14 protein-coding genes are annotated in these 15,264 nt (G+C 71.0%); 8 read left to right on the top strand and 6 right to left on the bottom strand.

Annotated features, from left to right (window positions below):
• Nucleotides 1–28: 28 nt before the first annotated feature.
• The gene (locus L3i22_RS42970; RefSeq protein WP_255657587.1) at nucleotides 29–2,365 is read right to left on the bottom strand and encodes a bifunctional diguanylate cyclase/phosphodiesterase; all 2,337 of its coding nucleotides are present in this window, start codon (nucleotides 2,363–2,365) and stop codon (nucleotides 29–31) included.
• A 76-nt stretch (nucleotides 2,366–2,441) separates the two neighbouring features.
• Here L3i22_RS42970 and L3i22_RS42965 point away from each other — a divergent pair, with 76 nt between their 5' ends.
• Entirely contained in the window at nucleotides 2,442–2,642 is a 201-nt protein-coding gene (locus L3i22_RS42965) for a hypothetical protein (protein ID WP_221323176.1), read from the top strand.
• Here L3i22_RS42965 and L3i22_RS42960 read toward each other — a convergent pair.
• A complete protein-coding gene (locus L3i22_RS42960; RefSeq protein WP_255657586.1) occupies nucleotides 2,629–3,639 on the bottom strand; it encodes a hypothetical protein in 1,011 nt (336 codons plus the stop codon). The genes L3i22_RS42965 and L3i22_RS42960 overlap by 14 nt on opposite strands.
• A gap of 122 nt (nucleotides 3,640–3,761) precedes the next feature.
• Here L3i22_RS42960 and L3i22_RS42955 point away from each other — a divergent pair, with 122 nt between their 5' ends.
• Nucleotides 3,762–4,142, top strand: coding sequence for an STAS domain-containing protein (locus L3i22_RS42955; RefSeq protein ID WP_221323174.1), 381 nt, complete (start codon nucleotides 3,762–3,764; stop codon nucleotides 4,140–4,142).
• Between the two features lie 435 nt (nucleotides 4,143–4,577).
• Nucleotides 4,578–4,814, top strand: coding sequence for a hypothetical protein (locus L3i22_RS42950; RefSeq protein WP_221323173.1), 237 nt, complete (start codon nucleotides 4,578–4,580; stop codon nucleotides 4,812–4,814).
• 70 nt (nucleotides 4,815–4,884) lie between these two features.
• Here the strand turns inward: L3i22_RS42950 and L3i22_RS42945 are convergent, their stop codons facing one another.
• Nucleotides 4,885–6,477: a hypothetical protein gene (locus tag L3i22_RS42945; protein WP_221323172.1), complete on the bottom strand. Its 1,593-nt coding sequence runs from the start codon at nucleotides 6,475–6,477 to the stop codon at nucleotides 4,885–4,887.
• A 44-nt stretch (nucleotides 6,478–6,521) separates the two neighbouring features.
• On the bottom strand, nucleotides 6,522–7,994 hold the full coding sequence (locus L3i22_RS42940; RefSeq protein WP_221323171.1) for a PucR family transcriptional regulator: 1,473 nt from the start codon (nucleotides 7,992–7,994) through the stop codon (nucleotides 6,522–6,524).
• 111 nt (nucleotides 7,995–8,105) lie between these two features.
• On the opposite strand from L3i22_RS42940, the gene L3i22_RS42935 reads away from it, so the two are divergent.
• Genes L3i22_RS42935 through L3i22_RS42915 form a run of 5 tightly spaced genes read left to right on the top strand, consistent with a single transcriptional unit; the run spans nucleotide 8,106 to nucleotide 13,367 of the window.
• Nucleotides 8,106–9,521, top strand: coding sequence for an aldehyde dehydrogenase family protein (locus L3i22_RS42935; RefSeq protein WP_255657585.1), 1,416 nt, complete (start codon nucleotides 8,106–8,108; stop codon nucleotides 9,519–9,521).
• Entirely contained in the window at nucleotides 9,518–10,528 is a 1,011-nt protein-coding gene (locus tag L3i22_RS42930) for an ABC transporter ATP-binding protein (RefSeq protein WP_221323170.1), read from the top strand. Before L3i22_RS42935 ends, L3i22_RS42930 begins: the two co-directional genes overlap by 4 nt.
• A gap of 10 nt (nucleotides 10,529–10,538) precedes the next feature.
• Complete coding sequence (locus tag L3i22_RS42925) at nucleotides 10,539–11,720, top strand: ABC transporter substrate-binding protein (protein ID WP_221323169.1); 1,182 nt, start codon at nucleotides 10,539–10,541, stop codon at nucleotides 11,718–11,720.
• A gap of 1 nt (nucleotide 11,721) precedes the next feature.
• Complete coding sequence (locus L3i22_RS42920; RefSeq protein WP_221323168.1) at nucleotides 11,722–12,558, top strand: ABC transporter permease; 837 nt, start codon at nucleotides 11,722–11,724, stop codon at nucleotides 12,556–12,558.
• Nucleotides 12,555–13,367 (top strand): ABC transporter permease, encoded by an 813-nt coding sequence (locus L3i22_RS42915; RefSeq protein WP_221323167.1) that lies wholly within the window; start codon nucleotides 12,555–12,557, stop codon nucleotides 13,365–13,367. Before L3i22_RS42920 ends, L3i22_RS42915 begins: the two co-directional genes overlap by 4 nt.
• Before the next feature lie 298 nt (nucleotides 13,368–13,665).
• On the opposite strand, the gene L3i22_RS42910 is transcribed toward L3i22_RS42915, so the two are convergent.
• Both L3i22_RS42910 and L3i22_RS42905 read right to left on the bottom strand, forming a co-directional pair.
• On the bottom strand, nucleotides 13,666–14,517 hold the full coding sequence (locus tag L3i22_RS42910; protein WP_221323166.1) for a hypothetical protein: 852 nt from the start codon (nucleotides 14,515–14,517) through the stop codon (nucleotides 13,666–13,668).
• A 144-nt stretch (nucleotides 14,518–14,661) separates the two neighbouring features.
• A complete protein-coding gene (locus L3i22_RS42905) occupies nucleotides 14,662–15,171 on the bottom strand; it encodes a hypothetical protein (RefSeq protein ID WP_221323165.1) in 510 nt (169 codons plus the stop codon).
• Nucleotides 15,172–15,264 lie beyond the last annotated feature (93 nt).

Below are 15,264 nucleotides of genomic sequence, written 5' to 3'. Positions count from 1 at the left end.
TCTGCTCGACGATCGCCCACCTTGTCTACTAAATCAGTTGAGTTTGTCGAGATTCCCGATGAGCGGGATCCGCCAGCAGCAGAGCCACGTCGGAGTCGGGCATCGGGCGCGCGAAGTGATAGCCCTGGGCGAACCGGTACCCCGCCGCGTGCAGACGTTCGGCCTGCTCAGCGGTCTCCACGCCCTCGGCCACCGCCTGGATCCGCAGACCTCGGGTGATCCCGATCAGCCCGTCCACGATCACCGCCTGCGGGCTCCGGGTGGTCACCCCGTCGACGAACGACTTGTCCACCTTCAGCCAGCTGACCGGGGTGTCGACGAGCAGGCTCAGCGACGACTGGCCGGTGCCGAAGTCGTCCAGCGCGATCTTGAGACCCAGTTCGTCGAGCCGGCGTACCGCCTCCAGCGCGGCCCCGGTGCCGAGCACCGCGGTCTCGGTCACCTCGATCACCAGCCGTGCCGGGTCCAGCCCGGTCGCGGCCAGCAGCGCGGCGACCTCGTCCGGGAAGCCCGGTTCGTTGAGCTGGCGGGCCGACACGTTCACCGACACCTTGTCCGGGGCGGCGTCGCCGTACTCCCGCTGCCACGCCGCGGTCCGGCGCATCGCCTGCTCCAGGATCCACCGGCCGACCTCGATGATCTGGCCGTTGCGCTCGGCGAGCGGGATGAAGTCGGCCGGCGGGACCAGCCCGTGCTCCGGGTGCCGCCAGCGGACCAGCGTCTCCAGGCCGGCGAGGCGGCCGGTCGGCAGCTCCACGATCGGCTGGTAGACCAGGAACAGCTCGTCGCGGGCGATGGCCTGGCGCAGGTCGGCGCCGAGCCGCGCGTCGGTGTCCGCCCGCGAGTCCATGATCGGGTCGAACCAGGTCCACCGGCCGCCGCCGGCGTTCTTGGCGGCGTACATCGCCACGTCGGCGCGGCGCAGCAGCTCCTCGGGCGAGTCCTCGGGCCGGCTCAGGGTGACCCCGGCGCTGATCCGCGGGGCCATCTCGCGCCCGCCGAGCATCATCGGCCGCTGCACCGTGGCCAGCAGCCCGCGCAGCAGCTCCTCCGCCTCGTCCATGCCGACCCCGGGCAGCAGCAGGGTGAACTCGTCGCCGCCGAGCCGGGCCACGATGTCCCGCGGGCGCAGACTCTGCCGCAGCCGGGTGCTGATCGCGCGCAGCAGGGCGTCGCCGGTCTCGTGCCCGTGCCGGTCGTTGACCACCTTGAAGTCGTCCAGGTCGAGCAGCACCACGACGAACGGCTCGCCGCCGGCCAGCTGGGCGGAGAGCCCGGCCGCGTACGCCGGCCGGTTGGTGATCCCGGTCAGCGGGTCATGGTTGACCTGGTGATTCAGCTCCTCCTGGTACGCCCGCAGCTGCCGCAGACTGGTGTCGACGGTGTCCAGCAGCCGGGAGTTGTCCCGCAGCGTGCTGATCTGGCGCACCACGACCAGCACGGTCAGCACGGTCGCGGCGATCGCGATCACCGACTCGTCGCCGCCCTGGGGCAGCTCGTAGGCGAGCACGGTGGCGTAGAGGGCGGCGACCGCGACGTACGGCAGGACGCTGAACCGCCGCGCCCGGGACCGTTCCACCGGCGCCGCGTTCCGGTTCCGCCACTGACGACGGGCCGCCAGAACGCCGCTGACCTGCGAGAACGGCACGGCGAGCAGGGTCGTGCTGAGATACGGCCGGTCGGCCAGCAGCGGCGCGACGCCCCCGGTGCTCGCGGCCAGCGCGACCCCGGCCGACAGCAGGTGCAGCGACCCGCGGTCCAGTCGCCCGGCCCCGGCGAAGGCGACCTTGAGGAACGCGACGAGCGAGACGACGGCCACCCCGACGATCGCCAGGATCGAGGCGGGCGTGGTCGTCGGCGAGCTGCCGAACTCGAGCCGGCTCAGCCAGAAGTGCCAGGTCAGCACGCCGCCGGTGAGCAGCACGATGGTGGTGTCCAGACCGAAGCGCAGCCAGTCGCTGCCGGAGCGCTGCCAGGCCGGCAGCCGCAGCAGCGCCCACAGGATGATCGCCAGGACCAGGGCGAACAGCACCTCGGTACGGGTGCTGAAGGTCTGCGACAGCGCCGGCCCGCCGAGCGCGTCGGCCATGCTGCTGAGGACACCGGGGAGCAGCACCGCCGAGGCCAGGGCGGCCCGTCCCCAGAAGCGCCGGGTGTCCCGGTCCAGGGCCGTGCTGCGGAACAGCCGGTGGCACTCGGTGACGAAGATTCCGATGATCACCGGGAGCGGGAGCCAGCCGACGATCGGGTGCGACCAGACGTGTCCCAGGCCGATCAGGAACCAGCCCACCACGAACACGAGCAGGCCGACGGCCATCGTCGAGGGGAGGTCGATCCGGCGCAGGGCACGGTGCGCTTCGGGCATGACCCATCCATCGGACGTTTCGAAGAACGGTGAAGGTTTCTTCAGCCCGGCGCCGGAGCGGCCGATCTGGCTCCCCGTGAATGAGTCTCTGCTGACGATGCTGCGTGACGACCTGGCCCGCCGGGTGGAGTCCGCGACCGCCAACATGACCGGCACCCTGCGGTTGCTGGCCACCGCCCGGAATCTCGCCGACGACGGGCCCGGCGCGGACTCGCTGACCGCGGCGATCGAGGAGCTGACCGCGGCCCGCGACGGCCTGCTGGTCACGAGTCGGTGAACGACTCCCAGTCCAGGCCCAGCTTGCGCAGCCGGCGCAGCAGCCCCGGGTGGCGGACCCCGACGTACATCTCGAACCAGTCCGTGTCGTCCTCGCCGATCAGCACGATCGTGCCGGGACCGGCGTAACACCGGGAGAACAGGCACGGCCAGCGCATCGGGCGCAACGGCACCCGGCGTAGCGGAGCGATGATCCGCCGCGCCTGGGGCCGGTCGACGAACGCCATCCCGCCGAGCGGGCCGTCCATCGCGGCCCGCGCCAGGGTGGCCTGCAACAGGTAGCCGCTGAGGCGTTCGCGTTCCGGGAGGAGGCGGTCGCTCAGACCCTCGTACCAAATCCTCGGGTCTTTCTCGTCGGGCTCCATGACCAGGGTGAACATGCCGTCGCCGGCATGGCCGAAGGTGAGCAGGCCGTCCGGGCGCCCGCCGATCGGCTGCGGGAGGACGACGCTGGAGACACCGTGCACCTCGGGCCGCCCGGCCGCCGCCGCATAGAACTCCTGCAACGGGGGCGGACCCGAAAAATCAGATAAAACCCCAATTTGAGGTACGTCGTCATACCAGTCCCCGATGAACCGCCGCATCGCGTTCACCGGGTCGAACCCGACCTGTTCCAGCCAGCCCAGACCCGGAGTCACCCGCCCGAGCAGGTCGGGCGGGATCGGCGACTCGAAGGTCAGCCGGATGTCGTGCAGCGCCCCGCGCCGGTAGCCGAGCTCGGTCGACCGGGCCACGCCGAGCGTCAGGCAGCCCTGCGGCAGGCGGGCGAACGCGCGCACGGCCGGCCGCAGCACCCCGGCCAGCCGCCGCTCGATCAGCTCCGGGAACGGGCCGGGCAGGGTGATCTCGCCGTCGCTGTCGGCCGACGGGGCGATCACCACGATCGTGTCCGTGCCGACCGCGTAGGCCGCGCCGTCGCCGGTCAGCAGCGTCGCCCCCGGTCCGGCCAGGGCGAGCGCCTCCGGCTCGGCGACCACCGACCAGGGTTCGATCTCCACCGCCACACGGTAGACGGCCGGGTCGCCCGGGGCGCGGGCAGTGACGCAGGCCTCAGGCCCGGGTATTGCGTCTTATCGCGCTGTTGGTCGTGAGTACACATCTCTTGGGTAGACCAGACGGTATGGGCGAAGTGCGCTGTGTGATCCACCGCAATCCGGGCAAGACCGGCTCGACCGTCTTCCTGCACCTGGACGGCTGTTTCGACCGGCAGTCCAGCGCCGACCTGCGCAAAGAGCTGAAGCAGGCGTTCGGCCGGTCGCGTGGCGCCCGGGTCGTCGTCGACATGGCCGGCGTGGACCTGATCGGCAGTGAGTGCATCGAGGTCCTGCTGGTCGGCTACACCCGCGCGATGCGCAGCGGCCACGGGTACGAAGTGGTCAATGCCGAAGGTCATGTCCGGCAGGCGCTGGAGGCCACCGGTCTGTGTCCGCGAAGTGACGACAACCTCTACGCCCCCGCCACCGGGGATGCCATCGAGGCGGCTCTCGCCGAGCTCGCCTGACCGACCTCTGCCACGGATCCACCGGCCGGCCCCTCGGGGCCGGCCGCTCGCGTTTTGGCACATTCCTACGGCTGCCTGCGGTTTTCCCGGGTCCGCCGGGCGCGCTCCCAGGTGATCGCGGGTGTCCACGATGTGGCTGTGCGTCCCGGGTGTCGAGATTTCACAAGTCGCTAACCGGGAGAACAAGAAGTAAACGTAGGATCTACCGCGAGTGACCAAACGGTATCCCTTGGCTCGGTGCGGAGCCTACGATCGAGCCTGCTGTGCACGCCGATCAGAGGGGGGCTGAGATGGCCAAGAACAAGAAGAAGTCGAAGAAGGACAAGAAGAACAAGAAGAAGAAGTGACCCCGTCAGGCCGTCGTCGTGAGGCGGCGGCCTGTTCGCGGTGTGTGGCTAGGAGGCGTTCACCATGCATGATCAGATGTTGGCTCTCATGGACGACTGCCTCACCAGGTTGACGTCGCTACGGGCGGAACTGGCTGCGGCGCGGTGCGTCCAGTTGGGTGAGCGCCGCGGCATCGCGCTGGAGGCCATCGACGCCGCCGAGGGGTTCGCGACGGCCGCTGCCCAGGCCATCGGCGAGCCGGCTCTCGAGCCGGTGGCCGTCCTGCCGATGGGTGCGCCGATGGGCGGCCCGATCCCCACGGTGCTCAGCGAGGTCGCCTGCTGACGGCAGGCGCGAGGCCCGGCTTGCCGGGGGTGTCGGAGATCCCCGGCAAGCCTCCGAGCCGCCTGACCCGCTAGCCGACGGCGTACGCGCGGGCGATGGCGACCTGCGCGTATGCCCCGCTCGTGCTGGTGATCCGGCTGCGCAGCCAGACCGTCCCGCTCGCCGGGTTGGTGACCGTGCCCGCCCAGGTCGTGCCGGTCTTCTTGACCGGCATCGACTTCCAGGTCGTCCCGTCGTACGACACCTGCAGGGTGACCGTCTTGACGGTCGCCGTGCCGCGGGCCACGTCCGGGTTCCAGGTGCCGCGCTCCGGCTTGATCTGCACGACCGTCTTGCCGCCGGCCGGTCCCTGGTTGAGCTGGTTCAGGCCACTCGGCACCAGCCGCGGCAGCAGCGTGTCGACCAGGCGCGGCTTCGCCTTCGGGTCCAGTCGCATCCGGAAGATCGCCTGGACCCGGGGCGAGAGCAGGTCGGCCGGGTAGACCAGGCCGGGCCGGTACCGGGTGGCGTCGACCCGCATGATGTACCAGCCGGCCTTGGTGATCTTCGCGGTGAACTGCGGGTCGCCGGCGTCCCCCCAGCCGGTCCGCCACTGCCGCTTGACCAGGGCGTTCTTGCTACCGGTCAGGGTGACCAGGGACTTCTGGCTGGCCTCGAACATCTCCGGGGCGGCCGGGTCGCTGAACATCTTGTCGGTGCCGAAGCTCACCGTCTTGCCGGACATCTCCGGGACATGGAACCCGGGGCCCCAGGCCGAGGCGAAGAACGTCTTCCCGATCTTCTGACCGGCGGTCAGCGTCAGCTTGCGCGAGTCGTTACCGATGAACGGAATATCCCCGGTCGTCTCGGTCCCCGACCACTCCGCCTCCAGCGTCCACTTGCCGGGCGTGGCGCGGATCCGGCCCACCTGGGGCGTCTCCCCGTTGGCGGCCACGGTGCCGTACCCGGCCCGGCACTGGTCCTGCTCGTACAGCCGGATGCTGTTGATGACGCCGCCGGCCGGCCCGCGCCGGGCGACGGCGGTGACGGTGGCCAGCGAGGACGCCTTGACCGTGCTGCTGACCCCGGCCGGCACCCCGGTCCGGACCCCGCCGGACACGATCCACGCGTTGCCGGCGTCGGTGTTCTCCCAGACCGCCGAGTACGCGAACTTCAGCTGCTTCGAGCTGTTCGGGATGACGAAGAGCTGTCCCGGGTGGTTCCACGCGTCGATCTCGGCCATCGAGCCGATGTAGCCCGGGCAGAGCGCCGCCCGCACGGTCGGCGTGTAGCCGTCGCCCGGGCTCTGGTCCAGCCGGACGTTGACCGGCTTGCCCTTGCGCGCGTCGAACGTGACGCTGACCGAGCTCGCCGGGACGCTGACGATCAGCGCCCCGATCGTGTCGGTGCCCAGCCCGTCGATGCCGTCCTTGGTGTTGTTGATGTCCATGAACACCGTGTAGGCGCCCTTGGGCAGGGCCTTAGCCGTGAAGCTGGTCGCCGAATAGGTCGCCAGCGTGGTGTTGTTCATGATCCGGACCGGGGTCTTGAAGACCTTGCCGGCCCGGTCGTAGGTCTTGACGGTGAGTTTGCCGGAGGCGGCCGACGCCGATCCGGTGGTGCTCAACAGGGTGGCCGGCAGCAGCACCGCGATGGCGGCCGCGAGCAGAGGAAGTCGTCGCAACGTGATCCCCGTGATCAATCGAGTAGAGGCGATGATCGTAAGGATCAGCGTCGGTCGGTGTCCAGGCGTGTGGCGGACAGCGCCAGCCACAACTGGACCCGGTCGGCGGTGGCGGTCAGCGAGCGGCCGGTCAGCCGCTCGATCTGCTCCAAGCGGTACCGGACCGTGTTGCGGTGCACGATCAGCCGCCCGGCGACCGCCGCGACCGACCCGTTCTCGTCCAGATAGGCGCGCAGCGTCTCGACCAGCGCCCCGCCGTGCTCGGCGTCGAAGTCGCGCAGCGGGCGCAGCACGTCCCGGGCCAGGTCCCGCAGCGGCACGTCCTCACTGGCCAGCAGCAGGCCGGAGAGGCTCATCTGCTCGCGCTCGTTGATGCCCGGGGCGCGGGTCATCGCCTCGTGCGCCTCGTAGTAGCTCCACCGCAGACCGGTCATCCCGGTGTACCAGCCGCCGACGCCGACCCGGGCCGGGTCGCCGTGCCGGCTCAGGTGGGCGTGCAGCAGCTGCGCGGCGTCGCGCGCCGACTGCCCCGGCTCCAGCACCGCGATCAGGCAGTCCTCGACGACCGCGGTGGTGCCGCCGGGCAGCGGGGGAGCGGTCAGCAGTCGCCGCCCGTCGGCCGCGGCGACCGTCGCGACCAGCAGCGCGTGCTCGTCGGTGGCGCGGATCCCGAACGGCGCGAGGCGGCGCTCCGCCTCCGGGCCACCGATGATGCCGCGGACCAGATCCTCCAGGACCTGCCCGGCCAGCTGCCGTTTGCCGGCCAGCTCGGCGCGCCGCCGGGCAAGTTCAAGACCGACCAGACTGACCGCGTACGGCAACACGTCCGCCGACCGCCGTGGCCGGCGACAGCAGAGGTACGCCTCCACACTGTCCTCCACCGTGATCGGCAGGATCGCCGGCTGATCCTGGGAGGTGCCGCCCCCGCGGGCCGCGAACAGGATCTGCTCCACCGGCCAGGCGGCGCTCTCCGGCGCGGTCGCCAGCACCCCGCCGTAGACGTCGAGCACCATCGCCGGCGCGCCCAGGATCTGGTGCAGCGACTCGATCAGCGCGCCCAGCCCGCGCCCGGAGAGCAGCGACTTGGCCAGCGTGTCGTGCTCGTCGAGCAGGTCGGCGAACCGGCCGTACTGCTCCTCGAGGATCCGGTCGGCGACGAACCGGTCGACCGCGATGAACGGCGTCTCGTACGGGATCTCCAGCACCGGCAACCCGTGCACCCGCGCCTCGGCGAGCGTCCCGGCCGGGATCTTGTCGTGGCTCAGCCCGATCCCGAAGCCCAGCCCGGCCGCCTTGCCCTCGGCGACCCGGGCCACGAACTCGCGCTGCGCCCGCGCCGACCGCTGGCTCAGCCCGGTGGTCAGCACCAGCTCGCCGCCGCTGAGGAACGGCCGCGGGTCGGCCAGCTCGGTGACCGCGACCCAGCGGACCGGCCGGTTCAGCGCGGCCAGCGCGCCGTCGACCAGGCGCAGGCTCAGGTCGGGATCGGCGAGCACATCGGCCAGACGCAGGGTCATGGCGGGACTGTACGGCCGCACAACGCGTCTGCGTAAGGACTGGACGGATGTCCATTTACCAGCACGCTCCGCTGCCCCTACGGTGACCGGAACGTCGCAGGAGGTTCACAAGTGTTGCAGGTTCCGGCCCGGATCGGCGGTCGCCCGGTGAGCGCCGCCGAGTGGATCGAGGTGCGCAGTCCCTGGGACGGCGCCCCGGTCGGCCGCGTCCCGGCATTGACCCCGGCCCATGTGGCGGATGCCTGCGCGGCCGCCGCGAAGGTGCTCGAACGACGGGATTTCCCGCAGCACGCCCGGGCCGAGGTGCTGGAGCGGGCCGCCGAGACGCTGACCGAGCGGGTCGAGGAGTTCGCGGTCACGATCGCCCGGGAGGCCGGCAAGCCGATCGTGGACGCCCGCGCCGAGGCGGCCCGGGCCGCGGACACCTTCCGCTTCTCCGCGGTCGAGGCCCGCAAGCTGTCCGGCGAGCTGATCCCGATGGACGCCTCGCGGGGCGGCGCGGGCCGGCTCGGCTTCGCGGTCCGGCACCCGGCCGGCGTGGTCGCCGCGATCACCCCGTTCAACTTCCCGCTCAACCTGGTGGCGCACAAGCTGGGCCCGGCGATCGCGGCCGGCTGCCCGATCGTGCTCAAACCGGCCGAGCTGACCCCGATCTCGGCCATCCGGCTGGTCGACCTGCTGGTCGAGGCCGGGCTGCCGGGCGACTGGATCTCGGTGGTGACCGGGACCGGGCCGGAGACCGGCACGCCGCTGGTCGAGCACCCGGTGCCGGCCGTGGTGTCGTTCACCGGGAGCGTGCCGGTGGGCCGGCGGATCCAGCGGATCGCGGCCGGCAAGCGGGTGCTGCTCGAACTGGGCTCGAACGCCCCGGTGATCATCGAGCCGGGCGCTGACCTGCGGCGGGCGGTCGCCGCGATCCGGCGCGGCGGCTTCGCGTACGCCGGGCAGGTCTGCATCTCCACCCAGCGGGTGCTGGCCCACCGCTCGGTCTACGACGAGGTGCTCGGCCTGCTGCGGGAGACGGTCGCGACGCTGCGGCTCGGCGATCCGCTCGACGAGCGGACCGAACTGGGCCCGATGATCTCCGCGGCCGCCGCCGACCGGGTCGCCGACTGGCTGGCCGCCGCCCGGGCCGCCGGCGCGGAGGTCACCGGCGGCGAGCGGCAGGGCCCGATCCTGACGCCGGCTGTCGTCGCCGATCCCGCCCGCCACCTGGACGTCTATCGCCAGGAGGTGTTCGGGCCGGTGGTGACGGTCACGCCGTACGGCGAAATTGGCGAAGCCATCTCGATGGCCAATGACAGCGAAGCGCGACTGCAGGCCGGAGTCTTCACCCCGGACCTGGCCGCGGCCCTGCGGGCCGCGAACGAGCTGCGGTTCGGCGGCGTGCTGATCAACGACGTGCCGACCTTCCGCGCCGACCAGCAGCCCTACGGGGGTGTCGGCGACGCCGGCAACACCCGGGAGGGGCCGGCCTACGCGATCAACGAGATGACCGAGCTGAGATTCGTGAGTGTGAGCGCATGAGTGCGATCAAACTGTCCGGCCTGCGCAAGTCCTTCGGCAGCGTGGAGGCGGTGGCCGGCGTCGACCTGGAGATCGCCGACGGCGAGTTCTTCTCGATGCTCGGCCCGTCCGGCTCCGGCAAGACCACGGTGCTGCGGATGATCGCCGGCTTCGAGCTGCCCACCGCCGGCACGGTCGAGCTGGCCGGCCGGGACGTCACCCGGCTGGCGCCGTTCGAGCGCGACGTGAACACGGTCTTCCAGGACTACGCGCTGTTCCCGCACCTCAGCGTGATCGAGAACGTCGAGTACGGCCTGAAGGTCCGCAAGGTCGGCAAGCGGGACCGTCGCGAGCGCGCCGAGCAGGCCCTGGCCAGCGTCCGACTAGAAGGCTTCGGTAAGCGCAAGCCGGCCGCCATGTCCGGTGGCCAGCGGCAGCGCGTCGCCCTGGCCCGGGCGCTGGTCAACCGGCCGAAGGTGCTGCTGCTGGACGAGCCGCTCGGCGCGCTCGACCTCAAGCTGCGCGAGCAGATGCAGGTGGAGCTGAAGGCGATCCAGCGCGAGGTCGGCATCACGTTCGTCTTCGTGACGCACGACCAGGACGAGGCGCTGACCATGAGCGACCGGGTCGCGGTCTTCGACGCCGGCCGGATCGTGCAGGTCGGCACGCCGTCCGCGGTCTACGAGAAGCCGGCGACCGCGTTCGTGGCCGGCTTCGTCGGCACGTCCAACGTGTTCAGCGGGGAGGTCGCGAAGGCGCTGGTGGGTCGCGACGGAAATTTCTCAGTACGTCCTGAAAAAGTGGACATCTCGACCGAGGGCGCGCACAACGGCGTCGTCGCGGAAGTGATCTACGCGGGTGCGATGACCCGCTACGTGGTGGACCTGGACGCCGGCGCCCGGATGGTCGTCGTGGAGCAGAACCGCACGCTCCGAACCGGGCTGCGGGGGCAGCGGGTCCGGCTCAGCTGGCTTGACGAGCACGTGATCGAAATCCCCCTCGGAAAGGACAACGCGGATGCGGCATAACGGCAGATGGATGACGGCGGTACTGGCGGTGGGCGTGCTCACGCTGGCCGCGTGCGGGGACAGCGGCGGCGGCTCGACCGGCTCCGGCCCGGGCGGCCTCACCGTCCCGAAGATCGACAAGCTGGCGGCGCTCGGCGCCGGCGAGGGCACGGTCAACATCGTGTCGTGGGCCGGCTACGTCGAGGACGGCACCACCGACAAGAGCGTCGACTGGGTCACGCCGTTCGAGAAGGAGACCGGCTGCCAGGTCAACAACAAGGTCGCCGCCACCTCGGACGAGATGGTGACCCTGATGAAGACCGGCGACTACGACGTGGTCTCGGCCTCCGGCGACGCGTCGCTGCGGCTGATCTACGGCGGGGACGTCGCGCCGGTGAACACCGACCTGGTCGCGAACTACCAGGACATCTTCGACGGGCTGAAGAACAAGGCCTGGAACTCGGTCGACGGCGTCGCCTACGGCATTCCGCACGGCCGGGGCGCGAACGTGCTGATGTACAACAAGAACACGGTCACGCCGGCGCCGACGTCGTGGGGCGCGGTGTTCGACGCGAACTCGCCGTACAAGGGCAAGATCACCGCGTACGACTCGCCGATCTACATCGCCGACGCCGCGCTCTACCTGATGAAGACCAAGCCGGACCTGGGGATCAAGAACCCCTACGCGCTGGACGACAAGCAGTTCGACGCCGCGGTCAGCCTGCTCAAGGAGCAGAACAAGAACATCGGCGAGTACTGGTCGGACTACACCAAGGAGGTCCAGGCGTTCAAGTCCGGCAACTCCGTCCTGGGTACGTCCTGGCAGGTCATCGTCAACCTGGCGCAGGCCGACAAGGCGCCGGTCGAGTCGGTGCTGCCCACCGAGGGCGCGACCGGCTGGTCCGACACCTGGATGATCGCGGCCAAGGCCAAGCACCCGAACTGCGGCTACCTGTGGATGAACTACATCGTCTCGCCGAAGGCGAACGCCCAGGTCGCCGAGTGGTTCGGGGAGGCCCCGTCGAACAAGCTCGCGTGTGAGCAGACCGCCGACAAGAACCACTGCAAGACGTTCCACGCGGACGACGAGTCCTACTTCGACCAGGTCTGGTACTGGACCACGCCGCTCGCCCAGTGCGTCGACGGCCGCACCGACGTGACCTGCAAGGACTACTCGGCCTGGACCCAGGCCTGGACGACGATCAAGGGCTGAGATGAGTTTCCTGCACCGGCATCCCCGCCTGCGCCTGGCGGCCCTGCTCTCCGCACCCCTGCTGTGGCTGGTCGTCGCGTATCTCGGCGCGCTCGCGGTGCTGCTGGTGTCGGCCTTCTGGACGGTGAACGGCTTCACCGGCGAGATGGTCCGGACGTTCTCCCTGGCGAACTTCCGGACCATCCTCACCGAGGAGGTGTACCGCAACGTCACCCTGCGCAGCCTCGGGGTGGCGGCCTCGGTCACGGCGATCTGCGTGCTGCTCGCCGTGCCGATGGCGTTCTTCATGGCCAAGGTCGCCCGGCCGCGGTCCCGGCACTGGCTGGTGATCGCGATCCTCACTCCGCTCTGGGCGTCCTACCTGGTCAAGGCGTACGCCTGGCGGGTCCTGCTGGCCAACGGCGGACCGATCGAGTCGGTGTTCGGCGCGACCCCGGGCTACGGGCTGTTCGCGACGATCCTGGTGCTGTCCTACATGTGGCTGCCGTACATGATCCTGCCGATCTACGCCGGCCTGGAACGTCTCCCGGACTCGCTCCTGGAGGCCTCCGCCGACCTCGGCGCCCGGGCCGGCCGCACGTTCCGCGCGGTGGTGCTGCCGATCCTGATCCCGTCGGTCTTCGCCGGCTCGATCTTCACGTTCTCGCTGTCGCTCGGCGACTACATCGCCGTGCAGATCGTCGGCGGCAAGACCCAGCTGATCGGCAACCTGGTCTACGCCAACATCGGCGCGGCCAACAACCTGCCGTTCGCCGCCGCGATCGCCACCGTCCCGGTCGTGATCATGGTGATCTACCTGGTAGCCGTTCGCCGCTCGGGTGCCCTGGAGGAGTTGTGACGCTGTCCGCCCCGGCCCGCTGGGCGCTGCGCCTGTTCATGGCGATCGGGCTGACCTTCATCTACGTGCCGCTGATGCTGGTGCTGGTCAACTCGTTCAACGGCGACCGCACGTTCGCCTGGCCGCCGCACGACTGGACCACCCGCTGGTGGTCGGCCGCGTGGGAGAACGACGGCGCCCGTCAGGCCCTGGTCACCTCGGTTCAGGCCGGCCTCGGCGCGACCGCGATCGCGCTGGTCCTGGGCACCATGGTCGCGTTCGCGGTGCAGCGCTTCCAGTTCTTCGGCCGGGACACCGTGTCGCTGCTGATCGTGCTGCCGATCGCGCTGCCCGGCATCGTCACCGGCATCGCGCTGGACAGCGCGTGGCGCTCGGTGATGGGCGAGCTCGGCATCGGCAAGGGCCTGTTCTCGGTGGTTGTCGGGCACGCCACGTTCTGCGTGGTCACCGTCTACAACAACGTCCTGGCGCGGCTGCGCCGCACCGGCACCAACCTCGAGGACGCCTCGGCCGACCTGGGCGCGTCACCCTTACAGACCTTCCGGTACGTGACGTTCCCGCTGATCCGCTCGGCCCTGCTGGCCGGCGGTCTGCTGGCCTTCGCGCTCAGCTTCGACGAGATCATCGTGACCACGTTCACCGCCGGCCCCGGGGTCACCACGCTCCCGATCTGGATCTTCAACAACCTGTTCCGCCCGAACCAGGCCCCGGTCGTCAACGTGGTCGCCGCGATCCTGATCGTCCTCTCGGTCCTGCCGGTCTGGCTCGCCCAGCGCCTGGCCGGCCCCGAAGCCGCCACCCGCACCTGACTTGACCATCCCGCGGTTTCGGCCGCCGCTCGCGCTTCGCTGCTGGTCGAGGTCGGCTTGCCAGGCGGCGTCCGGCGTTGCTCACGGCTGCGGCCGCACGTCGCGGTTCGCCCAGAACACAACTGCCTGAGAGGTACGCCGTGAGCCGGCCGGCCACCGCGGCTGTCGCCGGCTCACGACGTACCCACGAAGCCACCGCGACCGGCGGCGAAGCGTGAGCGGCGGCCGCAGCCGGGACCGGCAGCGGGCGCCGCCTGGCAAGCCGACCGCAACCAGCGGCGAAGCGCGACCGGCGGGGTCAGCCGGCCGGGGGCAGTTTGCAGATCCGGCGGAGCATGCGGTCCAGGGTCTTCTTGTCGGCGTCGGTCACCGGGACCGCGGTGACCAGCTTGTCGCCGCCGTCGAGGGTGACCGTCGCCAGGAACTCGAACGGCTTCTTGATCTCGGCGAGCGCGTGCGCGTCGCACCGCGCCGGCTTCGCGGTCAGCGGCACCGACGCGGCCGGCGTGGCGGCCGAGACCTCGGCGAGCGGTGTCTTCGTGGGCAGGGTGAGCGCGTACATCACGTTGCCGTCCAGCTCGAGCACCTGGATCGTCCCGCTGACCCGGGTCACGTCCAGGCTGCCGCGCAGGCCGTCCGCCCCGGCGTCGGTCCACGGGCCGAACTTCAGGCTGACGGCCCGGTCGATCGTCTGGGTCGCGCAGTCCGCCTTGAGAAGCTTGTCGAGCAGCGGATTCGGATCCGGCAGCGGGAGGGTGAGCCGCTCGACGACCGTCGAGCCCTCGGCGCGCGCCCAGACCACGACGTGGGAGGCGGCCGCCGTGGTGGCGCAGGTCCCGGTCCCGTAGGACACCGGCACGTCCACCCGCAGCCCGCCGACCGGCAGCAGCGCGTCGGTGTCGGCCGCGGCCTCGCCGTCGAAGGAGGGCAGGACCGGCTCGACCCGGGACACGTGGACCGGCACGGTGCCGTTGTTGTGCAGGGCGATCGCCAGCTGCCGGTTCACCTCGTGGACCCGCCACTGCTCGGCGGTGGCGGTGAGCCGCAGAACCGGCTCGGTCCGGCCGGTGGCGGCCCGGACGGCGACCGCGCCGGCGACGGCGAGCAGCACGACCGCGGCAATGGTGAGAAGGATGGGCCGCCCTCGCATGCCCGTGACTGTAGACCGTCACCCGCCTCCGCACCGCCCGTCTCCCACCCGTGCGGCGCGACTGCCGGCGGGGGTCGTGGGCGGTGGCGCGGGCCGCGCGTTCGTCAGTGGGGGTCGTGGTCGGTGGCTCGGGCGGCGCGTTCGTCAGTGGGGGTCGTGGTCGGTGGCTCGGGCGGCGCAGAGGAACGTGCCGCCGACCGCGAACGCGCCGAGCACGCCGAGCGAGACCTGCTGCTGGTGGTCGACCTGCCGGTCGAACGTGGCCTGATCCACCACCGTGGTCTTGTCCAGGACGTACGTACCGTCGGGCCGGATTTCGGGGTTGCCCTTGATGGTCAGGAACGCGAGCACGATCGCCAGCCAGAACCCGAAGAAGGCCAGCCCGGCCGCGACCGCCGCCCAGATCGGCACGTGCGGCGGCACCCAGGACGCGAGGGCCCACAGCCGCCGGGGTTGCTGGGTGCGGTAGCCGCGCCGGTTGGACAGGATGGCGGCGGCGAACCCGGGCACGGTCAGCAGCGCGGCGATCCCGACCGCGATGACCTTGTCGACCGGGCGATGGCCCAGCGCGAGCGCGACGATCAGCCCGCCCGCCCACAGCACCCCGGCCCCGCACAGCACGCTGTACAGCAGCAGCCCCCGACGCGACATCATCACCGGAGACGCTAGTGCCCGGCCGTTGGCCGCGGGCGAGTTCAGGGCATTTCCGGGGTCGGCGGCCATGGCCTCCAGCTCGGGCGGGTATGA

This window comes from Actinoplanes sp. L3-i22, assembly GCF_019704555.1.
Classification (GTDB): Bacteria; Actinomycetota; Actinomycetes; order Mycobacteriales; family Micromonosporaceae; genus Actinoplanes.
This window is presented reverse-complemented; position numbering and strand designations above follow the sequence as displayed.

Excerpts from the sequence above, each read along its gene's own strand:
- L3i22_RS42970 (WP_255657587.1), bottom strand. The coding sequence starts at position 2,365 with ATGCCCGAAGCGCACCGTGCCCTGCGCCGGATCGACCTCCCCTCGACG.
- L3i22_RS42955 (WP_221323174.1), top strand. The coding sequence starts at position 3,762 with ATGGGCGAAGTGCGCTGTGTGATCCACCGCAATCCGGGCAAGACCGGC.
- L3i22_RS42950 (WP_221323173.1), top strand. The coding sequence starts at position 4,578 with ATGGACGACTGCCTCACCAGGTTGACGTCGCTACGGGCGGAACTGGCT.
- L3i22_RS42940 (WP_221323171.1), bottom strand. The coding sequence starts at position 7,994 with ATGACCCTGCGTCTGGCCGATGTGCTCGCCGATCCCGACCTGAGCCTG.
- L3i22_RS42930 (WP_221323170.1), top strand. The coding sequence starts at position 9,518 with ATGAGTGCGATCAAACTGTCCGGCCTGCGCAAGTCCTTCGGCAGCGTG.
- L3i22_RS42925 (WP_221323169.1), top strand. The coding sequence starts at position 10,539 with ATGACGGCGGTACTGGCGGTGGGCGTGCTCACGCTGGCCGCGTGCGGG.
- L3i22_RS42920 (WP_221323168.1), top strand. The coding sequence starts at position 11,722 with ATGAGTTTCCTGCACCGGCATCCCCGCCTGCGCCTGGCGGCCCTGCTC.
- L3i22_RS42910 (WP_221323166.1), bottom strand. The coding sequence starts at position 14,517 with ATGCGAGGGCGGCCCATCCTTCTCACCATTGCCGCGGTCGTGCTGCTC.
- L3i22_RS42905 (WP_221323165.1), bottom strand. The coding sequence starts at position 15,171 with ATGATGTCGCGTCGGGGGCTGCTGCTGTACAGCGTGCTGTGCGGGGCC.